The sequence below is a fragment of the Candidatus Micrarchaeota archaeon genome (genome assembly GCA_028866575.1).
In the GTDB taxonomy this organism is placed as follows: domain Archaea; phylum Micrarchaeota; class Micrarchaeia; order Micrarchaeales; family Micrarchaeaceae; genus UBA12276.
This window is the reverse complement of record JAGWHU010000002.1, coordinates 96,688-112,125: the sequence shown is the minus strand read 5'-3', so window position 1 is coordinate 112,125 and position 15,438 is coordinate 96,688. Positions and strand designations below refer to the sequence as shown.

Sequence of the window (15,438 nt, the reverse complement as noted above, 5' to 3'; positions counted from 1 at the left end):
TCAGGTGTGAGATTGCGACCGGGCCTAATAATATTGCCAATCATCCTTAGCATTTCGTTTATGGCGCTGCTCAACGCGACGTACGTCAACATGACGGAGCCATACGTAACTACCGTCAACCAGAACGGCAGCGTATACCTCGGCAGCGTAGGCCCGGGAGAGACGTTCTACGTTACGATATCTGCACAAACTACGAACAATACCGGAGGCGTGTTCCCGATAGGGTGGGACGAGCTGAGCGCCTCGGCGCTTCCAGCAGGCTGGATAGCGCAGAACTCCCCTCTTTATACGCCTAGCCCATCCGTAAAGATAGCTGTGTCCCCGCAGGCGCAGAACGGCACATACAAGTTCAACATAACGGCGATAAACCTGGGCAACTATTCAAAGCTCGGAAGCCTCAAGTTCACCGCATACGTGAACGTAACGCCAGACGTGTTCAAGCTGGGCGTCACGCCAACCGCGATAACCGTCGGTCCTGGCAACCCGGCTGACATATACGTGACAATAAACAATACCGGGGTTTCGGACAGCCCGTTCAACATAACGGTTTACGGGCTTCCAGCATGGAACAAAAGCATAACGGTCATAGCGCTGCACCACACCGAGGGGCGTTTCGTATATCCCGTATATGAGAACGAGCCGGGGCAGTACCGCATAAGGCTGTACGTAAGCTCCATAGCAAGCTCCCTTGTATACAAGCAGAGCAACATAACCCTCACGACAAAGGCAAGCATAGCAAGCGACTACGATGCGATAGGCAGGGGGGTGCTTGCGTTCCCGATAACATACGCTCCGGTTTATGCTGTAATGTACATAATAAGCCTGCTTTCCAGGCATGCCTGAGCAAGCAAGCCTAGCCTGCAGCGGGAACAGGCAAGCTACTAATCCGGGAATAGGTGACTGATTGGCCAAAGAATCAAAAGGCAAGACAAAGGAGGAAAAGGACATATACGCATATTACATAGAGCTCGATTCGCCACTTGACCTTGCAAGGCAGGTATTCGACTATACTCCCGGGCATGTCAAGGCGCTGAAGGAAAGCGGGAAATACAAGCTCATTTTTGCAGGCGAGAGGCTTGGCGACATAAGGATGATATACTACTTCCAGTTCGAGAGCATAGGCAATTTTTTCGTTTACACCCCCGGATCTGATTCCATGGAAAGGTTCGAGATGGTCGACAGGATATCGGAAAGCATGGACTACAGGTCCTACAGGGCTCCGATTGTGGAGCTGCTGTCGAACCCGTACACGGAAATGAAGGACCTAAAGAAGGCGGGAAGGATAATCAGCATAGAGGCCAAGGACTGCAACATGCTTGTGAGATCTATAGCTAACAGCGCGCACGGCGACGACTCGATGCCGAAGATGTACGCGTTCTTCAGCGGCAACGACCACATAATAGGGTCTTTCAACTTCTTCCACGAGAGCGGAGCAAGGATATTCACGTATTCAAAGACAGAAATAAAAGAGAAGTTCAGCACCCTGAGGTACAACTACACGAACGATTCCATTGAATCGGCTAATTCTTTCACCGAGAAGGCGGGTATCTACATAAGGGTTATAAATCTGAAGAAACAATTTCCTTTCTTCTGAGGATATGCCCGAATAGCTCAATGGTAGAGCGATTGGCTGTTAACCAATAGGTTGCAGGTTCGATCCCTGCTTCGGGCGAAAATGGCTTATTTTGCTTAACTTGTCGTCGGAAGAGAATGCTTGATTTGTACGCCTTGGTTGGGCGTTAATATGTCAGGTTATGTGTCCTAAAATCAAAATATACTTCCGAAAATTCCATCTTTCTGAAACATTATTATATTTCCTTGGCGGTATAATTATGCGATAAAATGAAAGGTATAACTAAAGAAGAACCACTTAGCAAGAGCTTGAAGCAACTGAGAACGTATGATAAACATTTAGAATTCTTCAAGCCGACGCTTGAGGGATATCACTACAAATTTAGTATATTTCTTCCAATAAGCGAAGAAAAAGTAACAAAGGGAAAATACCCCATACAACAGATAATCTTCGGAAAGACTGATTTAGATGCACTCAGGAAACTTTTCATTAGTCAATTCAAAGGTGTCACCCAATTTAGATACGACATAACATATACAAAGCGCGAAATAGGAAACATACCAAAATATATACTTCCTGAAATGCCATTACCTGGAGTATCGCCACATATATTAACTTCACCTACACTAAAAGGTTCTTGGGTAGACGAAAATAGAAGACCTATTGTTAATGAGCATGCTCAATATCATATTTATACCCAAAGACATGATAAAGCTGTTGAATATTTCAAGGATCTAAAAGAGATACTAGAGAAATACTCAAAAGAAAAAGTAATTCTAATCGAACAGTCAGAAGTTACTATACTTCCAAGCATTTCATCAGAAACTAGAAACCTCTTAAGAAAAGTTGAGAAATTGAAAAATGATAACAAAAGGTTAAAGCAAAAGATAAAATCTATGTGACAAATTATAATTGCCGTAACATATTTATATTCAAACAAACACAATTAATATGTGATATTGATGTCTGAAAAGCTTACAAGAAGTAAAGTCAAAAAAATAGAACAAAATGAAATGCAAGTAGAAGACCGTAAAACCTATGCAATAACATTTCCTACACGCAAATCTAGAATAGATGGAAACTATATACTTATGGGAATATATCCAGGTACATCATCAAGCATGTCGGATGATGGCCAAGATGTAACAGTAGCCAAAGGCTACCAGGTCAAAGTTCTTGATAAATTAGGGATACCTTGGGAATTCTTCAAAAGAAAATCAAATGGAAACAGTAAATCTGTTGCATTAAGAAGGTAAATTCAATATTATTGGTGTAACTATGCCCAAAACAAAAGGGCGAAGGACTTCTCATCCTGTTGCCTGCTTCGGGCGAAATTTGCTTATTTTGCTTAGCTTGTCGTCTAAAGAGAATGCTTAGTCTGTACGCCTTGTAAGGGCGTTAGTATGGCAGGTTAGGTGCCTTAAAATCAAAAATACACATCTAAAATTCCATCTTTCTGAAACATTATTATATCTTATAAACAGTATAATTTTGTGATAAAATGAGCACGAAAGATGTAAATAAAGAAAAGTTACTAGGCAGGAAATTAGCAGTATTTAGAACATCTTACACCGGTGTCTTTAAACCAGTATTGGAAGGTTATCATTTCAAGTTTACCCTTTTATTACCCATAAGCGAAGAGAAGAAGATACCTAGAAAACCTTTTCCCGTAGAAAAATCAATTTTTACAAGTGCAGATCTGGACACGCTTGAAGTACATTTTGGAAAACATTTAGGTGGTTACACAAATTTTAGATATAAAGCAAAATATTCAAGAGAAGAATTAAAGAGCATTCCAAAAGAATTCTTACCGTTTTTACCTGAAACGCCCATTGGAGTACCGCATATACTTACATCACCTACAATAAGAGGTGCATGGATAAATAAGAAAAAGAAAACAATTGTAAATAAACATGCACGTTATGAAGTTTATACTCTCCGACATAATAATGCTATGGAATATTTCAAAAAATTAAGGCGAATATTAGAAGAGCATTCGAAAGAGAAGATAATAGTAATCGAACAGAGTGAAATTACAATCGTACCAGGCATTTCACCTGATGTTAAACCATTATTAAGGGAAATAAGAAATTTGAGAAAAAAGCAAAATTAAAATAACCTTGAATTCTATATATAAGATAAAATAAGGGATTTTATGACTAAGGAAAAAGCAAAACTTGAACAAAATGGATCTCAAATAAAAGATGAAAATACGTACATGTTGACATTTCCCAATAGGAAGGCTAGAATAGAGGGGAAAGAGGCAATGTCAGAAATAGGTGGTGTTCGACAAGGAGCTTATATAGACGGTGAACACGTTTCCATTGTTTGGGGTTTTCAAGTCAAGGAGCTTGAAAGACTTGGGATACCGCATAAAATATTTGGTAGAGAATCAAAGAAGAATAATCATAAAATAGCGCTAAGGGTGTAGAAATTTACAAACCATTTTATATAAGTTAACATAGTAATGCTAAAAGTGAAATCTATGCCTAGAAAAAACACCGGGCGTGGGACTTCTCATCCTGTTGCCTGCTTCGGGCGTAGGGTTCTTGACACTAGAAGTAATTTGCTATTTTGGTGAACAGACTACTCACCAACAGTTCCTGTCTTAACTTCCCCAGCTCGCTTGTAGTTCGCCATAACAACGCCGCTTGGCGTGGCCGTACTCTCTGTTAGTTTGAATGTGACCGGAATTGTGCCCTCTGCAAATAACTTTTGCCCTTGACCAAGCGTCAACGGATATGTTACTAATCTGAACTCATCAACTAAATCATTCTTCATTAGTAGCTGTATGAGCTTGCCGCTGCCCCAAACATGAAGGTCAGAACCGTTTGAATCTTTAAGTTTCTTTATATCTGTCAAATTTTTGAGGAATGCGGTGTTCCCCCAATCTGACTTTTCCAGAGTGTTGCTCAGAACGTACTTCATGCCATCGTTTATGCCGGGCCAGATGTCTTTGTGCTGTGGCCAGTAGCTGGCAAAAATCTCGAATGTTTTTCTACCTAATAGATATTCTGCAGGCTGCATATTTTTTTGGAAGAAATCGCTCCCGTTGTCATTCGAAAACGGTGCTGTCCACCCACCATATTTGAAACCGCTTGATGTGTCTTCCTCTGGTCCGCCGGGGGCTTGCATTACCCCATCTAGCGTAATCATTGTTATGACGATTATTTTTCTCATGTTATCAACTTTTATTTAAGTTATTTAAACTTGGTTATTTATTAAGTTTCCTTGTCGGGGATGTGCCTGACGCACATCTTGTGCTTCGGGCTATACACTTCAAGGTCAACCACAGCGCTCAATAGTCCAATAGGAATTTGCAGTATACGTTGCATCCCGCAACGCTTAAATTGCTTAAAAGACAACTTATACTGTATGGAACAGTACGATAAAGAGTTCTTGGAATACATGAAAGCCAAGTACAAACTTACGTTGGATGAAGCAACAAAAGGCACAGAACCGCAGATAATAAAGTTTGCCATCGCATGGGATGTATGGAAGCAGGCAAAGGGCGCCTACTCTAAGAAGGGGCAAGACATATATGGATTCATGTCCAGAGACCATTCAAGGCTTGAATACATTTTCCAGGAGTTCAGGAAATCGAAAAAAGCGGCAGAAGCAGAGCAACTCTTTTTGGAATTTAGGGCAGGAATTGATCGTCATATAAAATGGGAGGAAGATATCCTATTCCCGCTTGCCAAGAAGAAGATGGGGGACGATTCACCGATAATAGACGAACTGATAGTGCAGCATAACAGGATTAAAGATGATTTAAGGGGATTGGCTGATAGCTTAAAAGCCAGAGATACAACCCTTGAGAATGACTTGGAGCAGTTGCTAGCAGCACATGATAAGATGGAGGAAGAAGACATGTATCCGTGGATAGATAATTATATCGATGATAAAGCAAAGAATGAGGCACTATCAAGGATGGTATAATTATCATGCTATGTCGTATTTCCGCTTTTCCTGCCGATTATCGTGTGCCATATGTTGACTGCATGCAACAAAACAGCCACGATCATCGTTATCAGCCCTCCCAGGATCACTGCTACTTCCTTCTTGCCTGCAAGTGCAACGCCCTCGAATGCAATTATCCCTGCATTTAAGAGGACGTATTCTGCGGCTATAACCTTATAATTTGAGCCACTATGGCGTGAAACCCCAGGCACAAAGATATATGATACGCCAAAAATCAGCTGCGTTACAAAACCATACAATAATAGTATGAATATCGGGTCTCTATCTACGGCAACTGCGCCTGACAAGTTAAAGGCAAGAAGTATCGTACCGATTACGAAATACAAGAACCCCGTAGCTATGTAAAGCCTTACCATCTTGCTCGTTGCAGCAACATTATCCATAAACGCACCGATTATCTCTTGCAGACCGGTTATTTATACACTATATTCAGCCTGTTCACCCTTGCGCTTTTTGTTAGCTCGTGTGGTTTTGAATTTGTTGGACTAAATATATGCCTGACATTTACTCCCCTGACCAGAAGCGCATCCGCTATCAGCGATCTATGGCACCTCCACGGTACTGCCTCTGCACACATTATGGCTGTCTGCCTTTTCTTTGCTAGACTTATAAGTTCGATGAGGCTCTTCCTGAATTTCCTGGTCTGCATATAGTCTGCGAAGCCTCTGAATGACGCATTGTGCCAATATGTATTGACTGAATTCTTCGATGGATGTCTGAGACCCCCTAGGCCTTTTATATGTCTGTAGCGTATGCGGTGCCTCTTCAGGCCATAGGCGAGTCGTTTCTCATTGAACTGCGGATTGGCCCTTGACTTTGGTATGGTGCGTATATCTACCAATTCCTTTATCTTATATGCATCAAGCAACCTCACGAACTCGCTAAGCTTACGCGTTGAGTGGCCTATAGTAAAAACCATCTGCTTGCTTTTAGCCATAAATTGGACCATGCTAATCTATTGGTATCCTAACCTGCCCTGTACGTTCCTTATATGCTTAAATAATTTAAATAAAAGTATGTGATCTACATCAATTAAGACCCATTCTTTAAAGTTCTTTGTCGGGGATGTGCCTGACGCACATCTTGTGCTTCGGGCTATGGCATTCAAGTTCTGCTCTATTCAAGATATTTTTTAAGCCCGTCCAGCATCATTTTCCACCCCTGCTCATTATGCTGCAGAGCCTCTTGTGTAGGGTTGTTTGTTTGGGATAGAGACACCAATGTATGTGTGCCTTTGCTGGCTAATTCTACAGTGACTATGTGGTAATTTTCAGGTGCGTCGGGTAATCCGGCCAGCGGACTAAAGTGACTGTATCTAATGAGGCGCTCAGGAGCCAGCTTTAGTATTTTTCCTTTATCTTCGTATTTTTTGCCGTTCCATTCCCCTCTCCATACGATAGGGCTCCCCTCCTTCCATTCTGATACTGCATCGGCACCGAGCATATATTGCTTGATTGCCCTTGGGTCAATCAGGGCATCCCAAACCTTCGCTATAGGTGCATTAACTTTGATCTGCACTTTTGCAATAAGATCCTTGTCAGAGCTTATCGTATAACCACCAAATACTATTCTGTAAGATCTTATTTATATAATTTTGTCGGGGATGTGCCTGACGCGCATCCTGTGCTTCGGGCTTTGTGCTTCAAGAAGTCCTTTTATCGCACGTATATTGTTGGGTTGCTAAACGAAGATGGGGTCTGCGGACATGCTCCATTCTGGTATTCTATCTTTAGAGTGTTTGTATTAACTAACTGGACAAGGAAGTAACCGGTGAGAGGGGACGCCCCATATGGCGTATTGTCATTATTCTGGTAGTAGCAGTATATGTGTCCGTCCGCGGTCACCTGCGATGGTTCTCTGTTTATGTAACCGCTGCTGGTTGGTGTGAAGTAGTTAAGGCTTGCTTGAGCTACGACTCCACCAATGGAGACAACGCCTATGGCTGGGTTCTCGTAATAATGGACTATGGCCATCTGCTGGCTCGAGTTTGCCGGACCAGTTGCTGCACTGCCGTTCAGATACCAGTTGCCCTGTATGGTGCCCGCAATATCCTCCATGTCAGTGCCGCATGATGGGTAACCATTTGAACCTTTTGCAGTATTGTTCATTATGGAGTAGAGCTCGGTGTACAAGGCTCCTGTGTAATAATTAACAGGGCATATCGCATTCAATGGCCTCCCAAAATTATTGACCTGCCTGGCCTGGTCTATGAATGCCTGGGTTGACGTACGCAGATCATAGCCTCCAAAATCAAAACCCTTAATGTTGCTGTTTGGCCCTCCGGCGGCACCTAGAACTTCCCCTGCCTTTGCCATGTAGTCGAAATGATATGTGCACGTTTTGGATGCTAGGCCTGGCTCTTGGAAGCTTTGGCAGGACGCGTTCTTGCTTGCATTGCTGATTTGCTGCTGCAGTGCACCAGAAAGCTCATCCAGGTGCCCGTAATAGAATACAAGCTGCTTGCATGGCGAAAAATATACTCCATAATCGCTAAAGTGTTTGCCAGCTTGCGTTGAGTTCTGGTAGACTATCTGTAGAATATGAACGTTTCCCGGAGCATACACCGTGGCCTGGAGCGTGCTTGCGGATACAAGATTTATGCTCCCATGGTCTGACGGAATGACGTGTCCGGGAGGATTAAGATTGCCAATGGGCGATAAGGATGAAATGGATGAGAGGTTTGCGGGCAACGCTGTAAGGTAGGTCTGGTTTTGGCATGCCATCAGGCTTGATGCTATACCGCCATTTGCAGTGTAATTGGACTGTGACTGGTTTGTGGTGTAATTGTTCTGGTACTGGGCGGTTGAGCCGGATTGGTTACCGAGCACGCTCTGCGCTTGGCTGAATCCACTGGGCAGGATGTTTGTCATGTTAAGGGATACCCAGCCGTTTTGGCCTGTGCCATTTACCTGATATGTGAAAAGGTAGGGCCCATTGCCTGACTGACCGAAACCCACATACTGGTACTGACCCATTTGAACAACTCTAGAGTATTGGCCCTGACTGACATTAAGAACGGCCTGAGAGTTGTTGATCATCAATAATTTAATAGTGAATTGTCCAAGGAATGTCACAGATTTGCCAACATAGACCTTTTGGGATTTACTCTGATTGTTTTGGGTGCTCTGGTTATGCGGGCTGCCTGACTGGTTTGATGCATTGTTATTCGGATTTGCGAGTCCACATGCACTTGGATTGCTTTCGCAATAGCGTTGGCATTGTGATGCAGATATGCCTGCCTTTGCGCAATCTGTGAGTGCTGCATTTACAACCGAATTATTGGCCGAGTTGTTGACTCCAGAGTTTTGTACTGTCGTGTTTGATTGAGGCTGAATTCCATGCCCAGAAAATCCAGCCAGCAGATAGTACGTGGCCACAACTCCTATGACAATAGCAGCAACTACAACAAATATCAACCTGTTCATAGCAACCGATTTGAATAACATTATACAAAAATGCTCTTAAAACCTCCTTTTAGGAGATGTATCTGATGCGCATCCTGTGCTTCGGGCGAAATTGGATTATTTCGCTTAGTTTGTCATCGAAAGATAATGCTTAGTTTTGACGCCTCGTCATGGCGTTGGTATGACAGGTTATGTGCCTAATTTCATTTTAACAAGTTTCCATTTTTGTCTCTTTTTTCTTCTAGTACCGGCGTAAATACAAGTTAACCAAACCTTAAATTTTATCTTATGATCTTTGTAATCCTTTAGTATACCATAAAATTTCTCTTTATCTAGATCCGTTCTGGCAAGGCTTATATGTGGCTGGAACTTGTTGAAAGTTCTATGATCTATATCTTTAATCCCGCTATTAAAAATGCGATTCAGATTTACAAGGTTTTTATCAGGAATTACTTTCAATATTACAGCATAATTTAAGTGATGTTGGCCATAATATTTCCTAAAGAAACTTATACCACTAACCTCTAAATAAAATGGCTTTATCTTCTTTAATTTGTCTTCATAGTACCCAATCAGCTCATTAATTCTATCCTCATTTAACTTCTTGTTCAAATAAATGAAAGAAATATGTGGCCCTTTTGTATCTCTTAAAGCACTGTAGGTTTTATATCTTGTTGCTATCTGTTTAGTTAATGTAGTTGCCTGCTTATTCTTAATAAGAATGAATATCTCAAATTTGGCTTTCATGAACTTATATAAGAAATCATTAATTAATTACTTCACCTAATCCATCATGGATAAAACAGAAGTAACCTACTACCCAACAATAGAAGAAATTGCAGAACATCCTTTTGTTGATGGAAACAAGAGAACTGCATTAATAGCTGATTTTTGAAGCCGAACCGAAAGAAAAACAAGTTCTTAATAAGATAAAAATAGAAAATTTGTATAGGTGATGAAATGGTACGTGGAAAGATTACTAAGAACAATGTATCCAAAAACAAAAGTGCTTTATCAGATGATAGCAACCCGTTGATGGAAATGCTGGTTGCCAAGAGGGGTAAGTCATACGTATGCAAAATATGCAACAACAGCGCAAAGGACCCGATAGACGCCATGGTTCACATAATGGATCACGGATCGAGTGCACTCGAGGGTGTGAGCAGGCTCATAAAGGACCAGCGTGATGGAAAGGTAAGCAAATCTGCCCTGAGCGAAATTAACGCAACAGTATGAAGGTGTTGAAATCAGCAGCAAGGAGAAAATCCACCAACTCATAGACTACATACTGGACAAGTACAGGCTTAGGGATAACTTTTTTGTAAAATCCTACCTCAAATACATAGAAGAAGGCATAGATAAAATGTCCGAAAAGGATGCCAACGCCATGATAAAGGACATATTGAACATCGTGGAGAGTAGATAAAACCTAGACCTTCTCATTACTAGTGAGAAATTCTGTGCATGCTTCAAAAACACTTTAATGTAAGGCATCATGATTAAATTATTACGACATTTCGGACGATGCCCTTCAAGGCCTACACCTGTGCCGCAATCTATTTCTACCTGAAAGAACATATTATACGTTGTGGTTAAATGACGGACATAAAAAGAAGCAAAGACGAACCATTCCTGGCCCCCATAGAAGAGCCAGAAGATCCAGAGGCGAAGAAGGCATACGCGATGATGCGCCAGTACTTCGGCAAGGTGCTCACGCCTGCAAAGGTTCTCAATGCGCGCCTGCCTTGGGACTTTTACACACAATTTTATGGGCAGATTTCGCAACTAGACCGGAAATTGGAGCTGAACCCCGAGACAGTAATGCTCATACGGCAAAGGATAGCCAACCTCAATCTCTGCCTGTTTTGCATAGACTCCAACAGAGCAGGCACCATAGCCGCGCACATGGACCAGGCAAAGTTCGACGCGCTTGACAAATATGGCACCAGCCCTTTGTTTACCGAAGCCGAACGCGCAGCATTGGACTATGTTACCGAGCTTACGAAGGACAAAAAAGTCGATCCAGAGACGTTCAAACGACTATCGAAGCACTATTCGGACCGCGAAGCCTGCGAGATAGTCTACTTGGTTGCAAGCGAGCACGTATACAACCTGACAAATATAGGCCTAAATATACATTCTGACATGATATGCGATATAATCAAGAAGAGGGGATCACCATGAAAAAGGCAACAACCGCACCGAAGAAGGCAAAGGGACTGAGCAAAGAGGAAATAGCCGCGATGAAGGAGTACCTTCAAGAAAAGAATTCAAAGGCGGATGGCACAGATGCTGTACTTGCAGCTATAGCCAAGATGAAGGAGCCTGACCGCTCCATGGCAAAGAAGGTCCATGCTCTAATCGTTGCCACCGCACCAGAACTTTCTCCCAGAACGTGGTACGGGATGCCTGCATATTCCAAGGGCGATAAGATCATATGCTTCTTCCAGAATGCGGGAAAGTTCAAGGCGAGATACTCTACTTTGGGTTTCAGCGACAAGGCAAACCTAGATGAAGGCGACATGTGGCCGACATCCTATGCTGTCAAGAAGCTGACTCCCGCGGAAGAGAAGAAGATAGCAGCGCTCGTGAAGAAAGCAGCCAGCTGAGTATTGCGCGGCAATATGGTTTGCGAATCCGACTATTCTGGCCTAAGCCAGTTGGATTTCCCCTGCTTTGAAAATACCGATTCAAAAGTCAAAGCCATGGCCATTTTTCAGAAGCAATATACCAGTTACAAGCGCCCAGAGTAGGATCGGCCCCGCAATCACCCTTTCCACGGCTCCGAATCCAATTCCGCTTCCCGAGGTGATGAGGTGCGGAACCAAGCCCAAAGGCGCTGTGAAGGCCAGGAAAACAACCACCGAAACAATTCCAGATATCAGCGAATAAATTGCATACGCCCTGTTTTTCCTGCTTGCCATCATGGAAATTGCAAAGAGCAGTATTCCCAGTCCTCCTGCGAAGAACGCTATCGCGGCAAACAAGCTGTGCAGTTTCAGTATAACGTTCTCCGGTACCGTCCCAACCCCAGCTGCGCCGAAGGCGCTTATCGCCATTAGCAGGATCCCCAGCCTTGCCGCAAAGCGCCTTGGATTTCCCTCCATAATCAGGACAAGGCCGGCAAAGAACATTATCCCGAACGCTATCAGCGAGTAATTGAACAGCGGCCAAAGCGGCGACATCGCCGTATTGCCTAGATCACTGATCGGGTTCGTGCCTGTGTTGTAGCATATAGAGGCCCTGCAGGGGAAATAGGCCTGCACTATCGCCATTACTATGATGAACTGCAGCGTTCCAAGTGCCAAGAGGCATCCTGCAACCCTCGCGCTGCCATGCCCTGCAACTTCCGCCTTTCCAATTCTATTGTCCTTACCGGGCATATGTCCATAATTAGTCTCTTGCAAAACCTTTTAAATGCTGTTTTCCAATCTAATCCTATGTCAAAGCTGAAGATCACGGCTGTTGCCCTGATACTGGGCATAATCGTGACCTTGGCAACCGGCGCATTGAACAGCACGCCCATCGGGCTTGTGGGCGCCTCATGGTACGGCTATCCGCTTACATGGATAAGGAAGCTCGTCATAGCACCGCAGTACAATCCGTGGAGGATCGACTATGTCGGGATTGTAGCGGATGTAGTCTTCTGGTCCGTAATAATGCTTGCGTTGTTGCTGGTGCTTCTGCGCATTGGGGAGAAGAAGGCCGTAAGGCGGAAATCTCCAGCATCTGGCAAGAGGAAATCCTAAATCTACTTGCTGACGCTGGGTTTCGGCAAGGAATCGGTCTTTTCCTGCAGTTTAAGGCTGCTCCCGGAGCTGTACATCATCCTCGGGTAGGCGAACTTCACCTTCAGGTCCTTTAGTGTATAGGCTATTGTGCCTATCATAGAGAAGTAGAGATCCCCCCAGGTGCTTCCCGCAGTCCACACCCTCACCTCTATGGTAACTCCCTTGTCCGAGAATTCCGTGGCAAACGCCTGCGGCGCCGGCTCTATCAAAACGAACCACTGCTCCTTGAATGCGGATATTATCCTTGGTATTACCCTGTTAAGGTCCTCCTCGTAAATGAGCGTGAACTGCGCGCTTACAAGCCTGGCCACTGACCGCGTGTAGTTTGTTATGTTCGAGTTGAACAGCTGGTTGTTGGGTATGCGCAGCTGCATTCCGTCCCAAGTCGCAGCCTTGGTCGAGAAGAACCCCACGTCAATCACCTGAAGGCTCATGTTGTCGTAGCCTATGTAATCGCTTATCTTGAAGGGCTTGTCTATCATCAGGAATACCCCTGCTATCAGGTTGGAGAACGAGGACTGCGCCGCAAACCCCACCACAATGCCCAGGAATCCCCCAGCAACAAGCGCCGATCCAAGGTTAACGCCAAGGTTTCCCAGCGCGGCAATAATGGCAATAGCCGATACAACGTAATATACAGCCCTCCCGGCAAGCTTTGCCGTTTGGATGGAATAATCCTTGTGCATCCTCCTCCTTATCGCAACGGAGAGCATGCTCCCTATGGCTATGCCTATGACAACTATTATGGCGGAGATTGCCAGCTTGACGTAGTTGGAAACTATCCAGTTTACTACGCCTATCATGGGCCATACCTCATTTCCACGGTATCGGATTTGATCCTGATCTTTTCAAACGCCGCGGAGTACTCCACCATCCTGGCCCCCTTCACCGAAGGGGCATTGCCCAGCCTTGTCGTTATGACGTTTTCGTCTGATATGTTGAAGTGTATCCTCTCTCCCACTATTTTGTCTTCGTAGGAAAATATGTCGAAGGACTTGCCCACGAAAATTATCCTGCTTATTATCTGCCAGGAGTTGCTCCTGTTGGTTATCACTATCTCGGTAGGTATGGCATTCCTTTCCCCATTTACCATCTTCCTCGAATGCCCCAGTTTGAAGTACCTGTATACTATGCCGTCCGATGCGCTGCCGTACAAGGAATACCTGCTTTCGTGCTTGCTTATCCTGTCTATGAGCGTGTGGTTTTTACCGTTCGTTATGAATATGCCTATATCAGCCGGTATATTCACGAATACAGGGATCTCCGAATCCGGGGCTACCGCTATGCTGGGATCCAGGACAATGCCGAAATACGGCGTAACGTTGCTGTCATGGCTTAGTATAAGATGCTCCTTGATCTCTGATCCGTCGGGTATTTCTATAATTCCTGCGCCCTTGGCATACTCTCTTGCCCCGGATCTTGATTTGATTATTTTATAATCTACTGTCATCGTGTATCAAGACTATTATGTACTTGCATGAATTTAATATTTTTCAATAAGTTCGTTCCAGATATGGCATTCCTTACATTGCGATTCAACCGTTCAGCAGCAGTATGGAAAGGTTTAGGACAAGCGCAAACGATACCCAGAACAGGTAAGGCACCAGGAGCAGCGCGGATTTTTTCGATATTTTGTAGAATAAGATAATTGTAAGGATAATCGCCGCCAAAAGCGCCACAATTGTTGCAAACCCGAATAGTATGGACTTCAGCCCGAAGAAAGCCGCAGTCCATAAGATGTTCAGTGCCAGCTGCAGCACGAATATCCACATCGCTATCCTTACATTCTGCTTTTGCAATCCCTTGGACCATATGATGTAGGCTGAAACTCCCATCAGCGCGTATAATATGACCCACACCGGGCCGAAAATCCAACCAGGCGGATTGAATGCCGGCTTCCTGAGAGAAAGGTACCAAACGGCCAGGGAATTTGCCGTAAAGGCTGTGCCTACCAATCCCGCCATCTCGCATGCGACGACAAACAATGCCGGCTTGACAAAACCATTTATTTTCATGCAACCATTGGATGAATAAGCTTGGCTGGAAACGGATTTATTGGTATTGCCATTCAGTCCGTGCAAATGTTGTGCCCTATTGTGATAGTTATTTATATCTGGTTTATCAGATTTTGATAAAGCAAAACATGGTGGAAGATTGGGCGTTGAAACCATAAAGCTAAGCAGGCGCACAAGCTGCGAAATGGAAAAATGGCTTGCTGAGCTGCTTAGGAAGAGAAAGCACTCGCAACACCTTTACGTCAACGATACTATGACATTGAGGTGGGTCGGGGAAACGAAATTATCCAAGAGCGGGGTAAAATACGTTGCATGCGTGGGCAATGTTTACGTAGGCACGATTAAAATGTGGGAATTCGAGCTGGAATCACTGCTCAGGGGGTTTGACGGGTTCGGATTCAAAGGCGCCAGGGTGCCATCTGCATACATAGGGAATTTCGCCGTAGAAGAGGAATACCGTGCCATGGGCTTCGGCACCCAGATCCTCGGATCTGTGGAGCGGATTGCGTTGTCGGAAGGCATGAGGTACACGCTGCTGCATTCCGAGCCCAAGCTGTCCGATTTCTACATGAAGAGGGGTTACAATCTGATGGATCAGGAAACATCATTTCATGGCGAAAGGTTGAACTTCTTCCAGAAGGAGATTGCCGTTTAAAACGCAGATCAGCTGCAGC

Annotated in this window: 23 protein-coding genes and 1 tRNA gene; 14 read left to right on the top strand and 10 right to left on the bottom strand. The window is 44.2% G+C overall.

The genetic code is table 11. The features are described 5' to 3' along the window. The first annotated feature begins 60 nt into the window (after positions 1-60). The 7 genes from KGI06_01755 to KGI06_01725 all read left to right on the top strand — a co-directional run bounded on the left by KGI06_01755 (position 61) and on the right by KGI06_01725 (position 4,004). Entirely contained in the window at positions 61-843 is a 783-nt protein-coding gene (locus KGI06_01755; GenBank protein ID MDE1870942.1) for a hypothetical protein, read from the top strand. Positions 844-904: 61 nt separating this feature from the next. Beyond that, positions 905-1,594 carry a hypothetical protein gene (locus KGI06_01750; protein MDE1870941.1) on the top strand — a complete coding sequence of 230 codons (690 nt, stop codon included), beginning with the start codon at positions 905-907 and terminating at the stop codon, positions 1,592-1,594. Positions 1,595-1,600: 6 nt separating this feature from the next. After that, positions 1,601-1,672, top strand: a tRNA-Asn gene (locus KGI06_01745). 170 nt (positions 1,673-1,842) lie between these two features. Next, complete coding sequence (locus tag KGI06_01740; protein ID MDE1870940.1) at positions 1,843-2,475, top strand: hypothetical protein; 633 nt, start codon at positions 1,843-1,845, stop codon at positions 2,473-2,475. A 60-nt stretch (positions 2,476-2,535) separates the two neighbouring features. Then, complete coding sequence (locus KGI06_01735) at positions 2,536-2,829, top strand: hypothetical protein (GenBank protein MDE1870939.1); 294 nt, start codon at positions 2,536-2,538, stop codon at positions 2,827-2,829. A gap of 245 nt (positions 2,830-3,074) precedes the next feature. Continuing rightward, on the top strand, positions 3,075-3,686 hold the full coding sequence (locus KGI06_01730) for a hypothetical protein (GenBank protein MDE1870938.1): 612 nt from the start codon (positions 3,075-3,077) through the stop codon (positions 3,684-3,686). 42 nt (positions 3,687-3,728) lie between these two features. Further along, the gene (locus tag KGI06_01725) at positions 3,729-4,004 is read left to right on the top strand and encodes a hypothetical protein (protein ID MDE1870937.1); all 276 of its coding nucleotides are present in this window, start codon (positions 3,729-3,731) and stop codon (positions 4,002-4,004) included. Positions 4,005-4,159: 155 nt separating this feature from the next. Here KGI06_01725 and KGI06_01720 read toward each other — a convergent pair whose 3' ends face one another. Beyond that, on the bottom strand, positions 4,160-4,753 hold the full coding sequence (locus tag KGI06_01720) for a dihydrofolate reductase family protein (GenBank protein MDE1870936.1): 594 nt from the start codon (positions 4,751-4,753) through the stop codon (positions 4,160-4,162). Positions 4,754-4,948: 195 nt separating this feature from the next. Here KGI06_01720 and KGI06_01715 point away from each other — a divergent pair, with 195 nt between their 5' ends. After that, on the top strand, positions 4,949-5,512 hold the full coding sequence (locus KGI06_01715) for a hemerythrin domain-containing protein (GenBank protein ID MDE1870935.1): 564 nt from the start codon (positions 4,949-4,951) through the stop codon (positions 5,510-5,512). Positions 5,513-5,520: 8 nt separating this feature from the next. Here the strand turns inward: KGI06_01715 and KGI06_01710 are convergent, their stop codons facing one another. The 5 genes from KGI06_01710 to KGI06_01690 form a co-directional block, all read right to left on the bottom strand. Then, a complete protein-coding gene (locus tag KGI06_01710) occupies positions 5,521-5,937 on the bottom strand; it encodes a hypothetical protein (protein ID MDE1870934.1) in 417 nt (138 codons plus the stop codon). Between the two features lie 29 nt (positions 5,938-5,966). Continuing rightward, on the bottom strand, positions 5,967-6,491 hold the full coding sequence (locus tag KGI06_01705) for a DUF488 domain-containing protein (GenBank protein ID MDE1870933.1): 525 nt from the start codon (positions 6,489-6,491) through the stop codon (positions 5,967-5,969). A gap of 179 nt (positions 6,492-6,670) precedes the next feature. Continuing rightward, the gene (locus KGI06_01700) at positions 6,671-7,123 is read right to left on the bottom strand and encodes an SRPBCC domain-containing protein (protein ID MDE1870932.1); all 453 of its coding nucleotides are present in this window, start codon (positions 7,121-7,123) and stop codon (positions 6,671-6,673) included. 86 nt (positions 7,124-7,209) lie between these two features. Further along, positions 7,210-8,529, bottom strand: a complete 1,320-nt coding sequence (locus KGI06_01695) for a hypothetical protein (protein MDE1870931.1) — start codon at positions 8,527-8,529, stop codon at positions 7,210-7,212. Between the two features lie 618 nt (positions 8,530-9,147). Next, a complete protein-coding gene (locus KGI06_01690; GenBank protein MDE1870930.1) occupies positions 9,148-9,705 on the bottom strand; it encodes a 2'-5' RNA ligase family protein in 558 nt (185 codons plus the stop codon). Positions 9,706-9,751: 46 nt separating this feature from the next. Between KGI06_01690 and KGI06_01685 the strand changes: the two genes are divergently transcribed. The 4 genes from KGI06_01685 (at position 9,752) to KGI06_01670 (ending at position 11,567) form a co-directional block, all read left to right on the top strand. Further along, positions 9,752-9,853 carry a Fic family protein gene (locus tag KGI06_01685; GenBank protein MDE1870929.1) on the top strand — a complete coding sequence of 34 codons (102 nt, stop codon included), beginning with the start codon at positions 9,752-9,754 and terminating at the stop codon, positions 9,851-9,853. A gap of 65 nt (positions 9,854-9,918) precedes the next feature. Continuing rightward, complete coding sequence (locus tag KGI06_01680; GenBank protein ID MDE1870928.1) at positions 9,919-10,194, top strand: hypothetical protein; 276 nt, start codon at positions 9,919-9,921, stop codon at positions 10,192-10,194. Between the two features lie 360 nt (positions 10,195-10,554). Continuing rightward, a complete protein-coding gene (locus KGI06_01675) occupies positions 10,555-11,142 on the top strand; it encodes a carboxymuconolactone decarboxylase family protein (protein MDE1870927.1) in 588 nt (195 codons plus the stop codon). Next, positions 11,139-11,567: a DUF1801 domain-containing protein gene (locus tag KGI06_01670; GenBank protein ID MDE1870926.1), complete on the top strand. Its 429-nt coding sequence runs from the start codon at positions 11,139-11,141 to the stop codon at positions 11,565-11,567. The genes KGI06_01675 and KGI06_01670 overlap by 4 nt, the downstream gene beginning before the upstream one ends. Before the next feature lie 81 nt (positions 11,568-11,648). On the opposite strand, the gene KGI06_01665 is transcribed toward KGI06_01670, so the two are convergent. Further along, positions 11,649-12,341, bottom strand: coding sequence for a DUF998 domain-containing protein (locus KGI06_01665; GenBank protein ID MDE1870925.1), 693 nt, complete (start codon positions 12,339-12,341; stop codon positions 11,649-11,651). A 57-nt stretch (positions 12,342-12,398) separates the two neighbouring features. On the opposite strand from KGI06_01665, the gene KGI06_01660 reads away from it, so the two are divergent. After that, positions 12,399-12,707, top strand: a complete 309-nt coding sequence (locus tag KGI06_01660) for a hypothetical protein (GenBank protein ID MDE1870924.1) — start codon at positions 12,399-12,401, stop codon at positions 12,705-12,707. A gap of 2 nt (positions 12,708-12,709) precedes the next feature. On the opposite strand, the gene KGI06_01655 is transcribed toward KGI06_01660, so the two are convergent. From KGI06_01655 to KGI06_01645, 3 genes are all read right to left on the bottom strand, one after another. Next, complete coding sequence (locus KGI06_01655; GenBank protein ID MDE1870923.1) at positions 12,710-13,552, bottom strand: mechanosensitive ion channel family protein; 843 nt, start codon at positions 13,550-13,552, stop codon at positions 12,710-12,712. Next, complete coding sequence (locus KGI06_01650; GenBank protein ID MDE1870922.1) at positions 13,549-14,199, bottom strand: DUF432 domain-containing protein; 651 nt, start codon at positions 14,197-14,199, stop codon at positions 13,549-13,551. The genes KGI06_01655 and KGI06_01650 overlap by 4 nt, the downstream gene beginning before the upstream one ends. Positions 14,200-14,284: 85 nt before the next feature. After that, positions 14,285-14,764 (bottom strand): tryptophan-rich sensory protein, encoded by a 480-nt coding sequence (locus KGI06_01645; GenBank protein MDE1870921.1) that lies wholly within the window; start codon positions 14,762-14,764, stop codon positions 14,285-14,287. 139 nt (positions 14,765-14,903) lie between these two features. Here KGI06_01645 and KGI06_01640 point away from each other — a divergent pair, with 139 nt between their 5' ends. Continuing rightward, a complete protein-coding gene (locus KGI06_01640) occupies positions 14,904-15,419 on the top strand; it encodes a GNAT family N-acetyltransferase (GenBank protein MDE1870920.1) in 516 nt (171 codons plus the stop codon). The last annotated feature ends 19 nt before the right edge of the window (positions 15,420-15,438 follow it).

Excerpts from the sequence above, each read along its gene's own strand:
- KGI06_01755 (MDE1870942.1), top strand. The coding sequence starts at position 61 with ATGGCGCTGCTCAACGCGACGTACGTCAACATGACGGAGCCATACGTA.
- KGI06_01740 (MDE1870940.1), top strand. The coding sequence starts at position 1,843 with ATGAAAGGTATAACTAAAGAAGAACCACTTAGCAAGAGCTTGAAGCAA.
- KGI06_01735 (MDE1870939.1), top strand. The coding sequence starts at position 2,536 with ATGTCTGAAAAGCTTACAAGAAGTAAAGTCAAAAAAATAGAACAAAAT.
- KGI06_01730 (MDE1870938.1), top strand. The coding sequence starts at position 3,075 with ATGAGCACGAAAGATGTAAATAAAGAAAAGTTACTAGGCAGGAAATTA.
- KGI06_01725 (MDE1870937.1), top strand. The coding sequence starts at position 3,729 with ATGACTAAGGAAAAAGCAAAACTTGAACAAAATGGATCTCAAATAAAA.
- KGI06_01720 (MDE1870936.1), bottom strand. The coding sequence starts at position 4,753 with ATGAGAAAAATAATCGTCATAACAATGATTACGCTAGATGGGGTAATG.
- KGI06_01715 (MDE1870935.1), top strand. The coding sequence starts at position 4,949 with ATGGAACAGTACGATAAAGAGTTCTTGGAATACATGAAAGCCAAGTAC.
- KGI06_01710 (MDE1870934.1), bottom strand. The coding sequence starts at position 5,937 with ATGGATAATGTTGCTGCAACGAGCAAGATGGTAAGGCTTTACATAGCT.
- KGI06_01705 (MDE1870933.1), bottom strand. The coding sequence starts at position 6,491 with ATGGCTAAAAGCAAGCAGATGGTTTTTACTATAGGCCACTCAACGCGT.
- KGI06_01695 (MDE1870931.1), bottom strand. The coding sequence starts at position 8,529 with ATGGGTCAGTACCAGTATGTGGGTTTCGGTCAGTCAGGCAATGGGCCC.
- KGI06_01690 (MDE1870930.1), bottom strand. The coding sequence starts at position 9,705 with ATGAAAGCCAAATTTGAGATATTCATTCTTATTAAGAATAAGCAGGCA.
- KGI06_01685 (MDE1870929.1), top strand. The coding sequence starts at position 9,752 with ATGGATAAAACAGAAGTAACCTACTACCCAACAATAGAAGAAATTGCA.
- KGI06_01680 (MDE1870928.1), top strand. The coding sequence starts at position 9,919 with ATGGTACGTGGAAAGATTACTAAGAACAATGTATCCAAAAACAAAAGT.
- KGI06_01675 (MDE1870927.1), top strand. The coding sequence starts at position 10,555 with ATGACGGACATAAAAAGAAGCAAAGACGAACCATTCCTGGCCCCCATA.
- KGI06_01670 (MDE1870926.1), top strand. The coding sequence starts at position 11,139 with ATGAAAAAGGCAACAACCGCACCGAAGAAGGCAAAGGGACTGAGCAAA.
- KGI06_01665 (MDE1870925.1), bottom strand. The coding sequence starts at position 12,341 with ATGCCCGGTAAGGACAATAGAATTGGAAAGGCGGAAGTTGCAGGGCAT.
- KGI06_01660 (MDE1870924.1), top strand. The coding sequence starts at position 12,399 with ATGTCAAAGCTGAAGATCACGGCTGTTGCCCTGATACTGGGCATAATC.
- KGI06_01655 (MDE1870923.1), bottom strand. The coding sequence starts at position 13,552 with ATGATAGGCGTAGTAAACTGGATAGTTTCCAACTACGTCAAGCTGGCA.
- KGI06_01650 (MDE1870922.1), bottom strand. The coding sequence starts at position 14,199 with ATGACAGTAGATTATAAAATAATCAAATCAAGATCCGGGGCAAGAGAG.
- KGI06_01645 (MDE1870921.1), bottom strand. The coding sequence starts at position 14,764 with ATGAAAATAAATGGTTTTGTCAAGCCGGCATTGTTTGTCGTCGCATGC.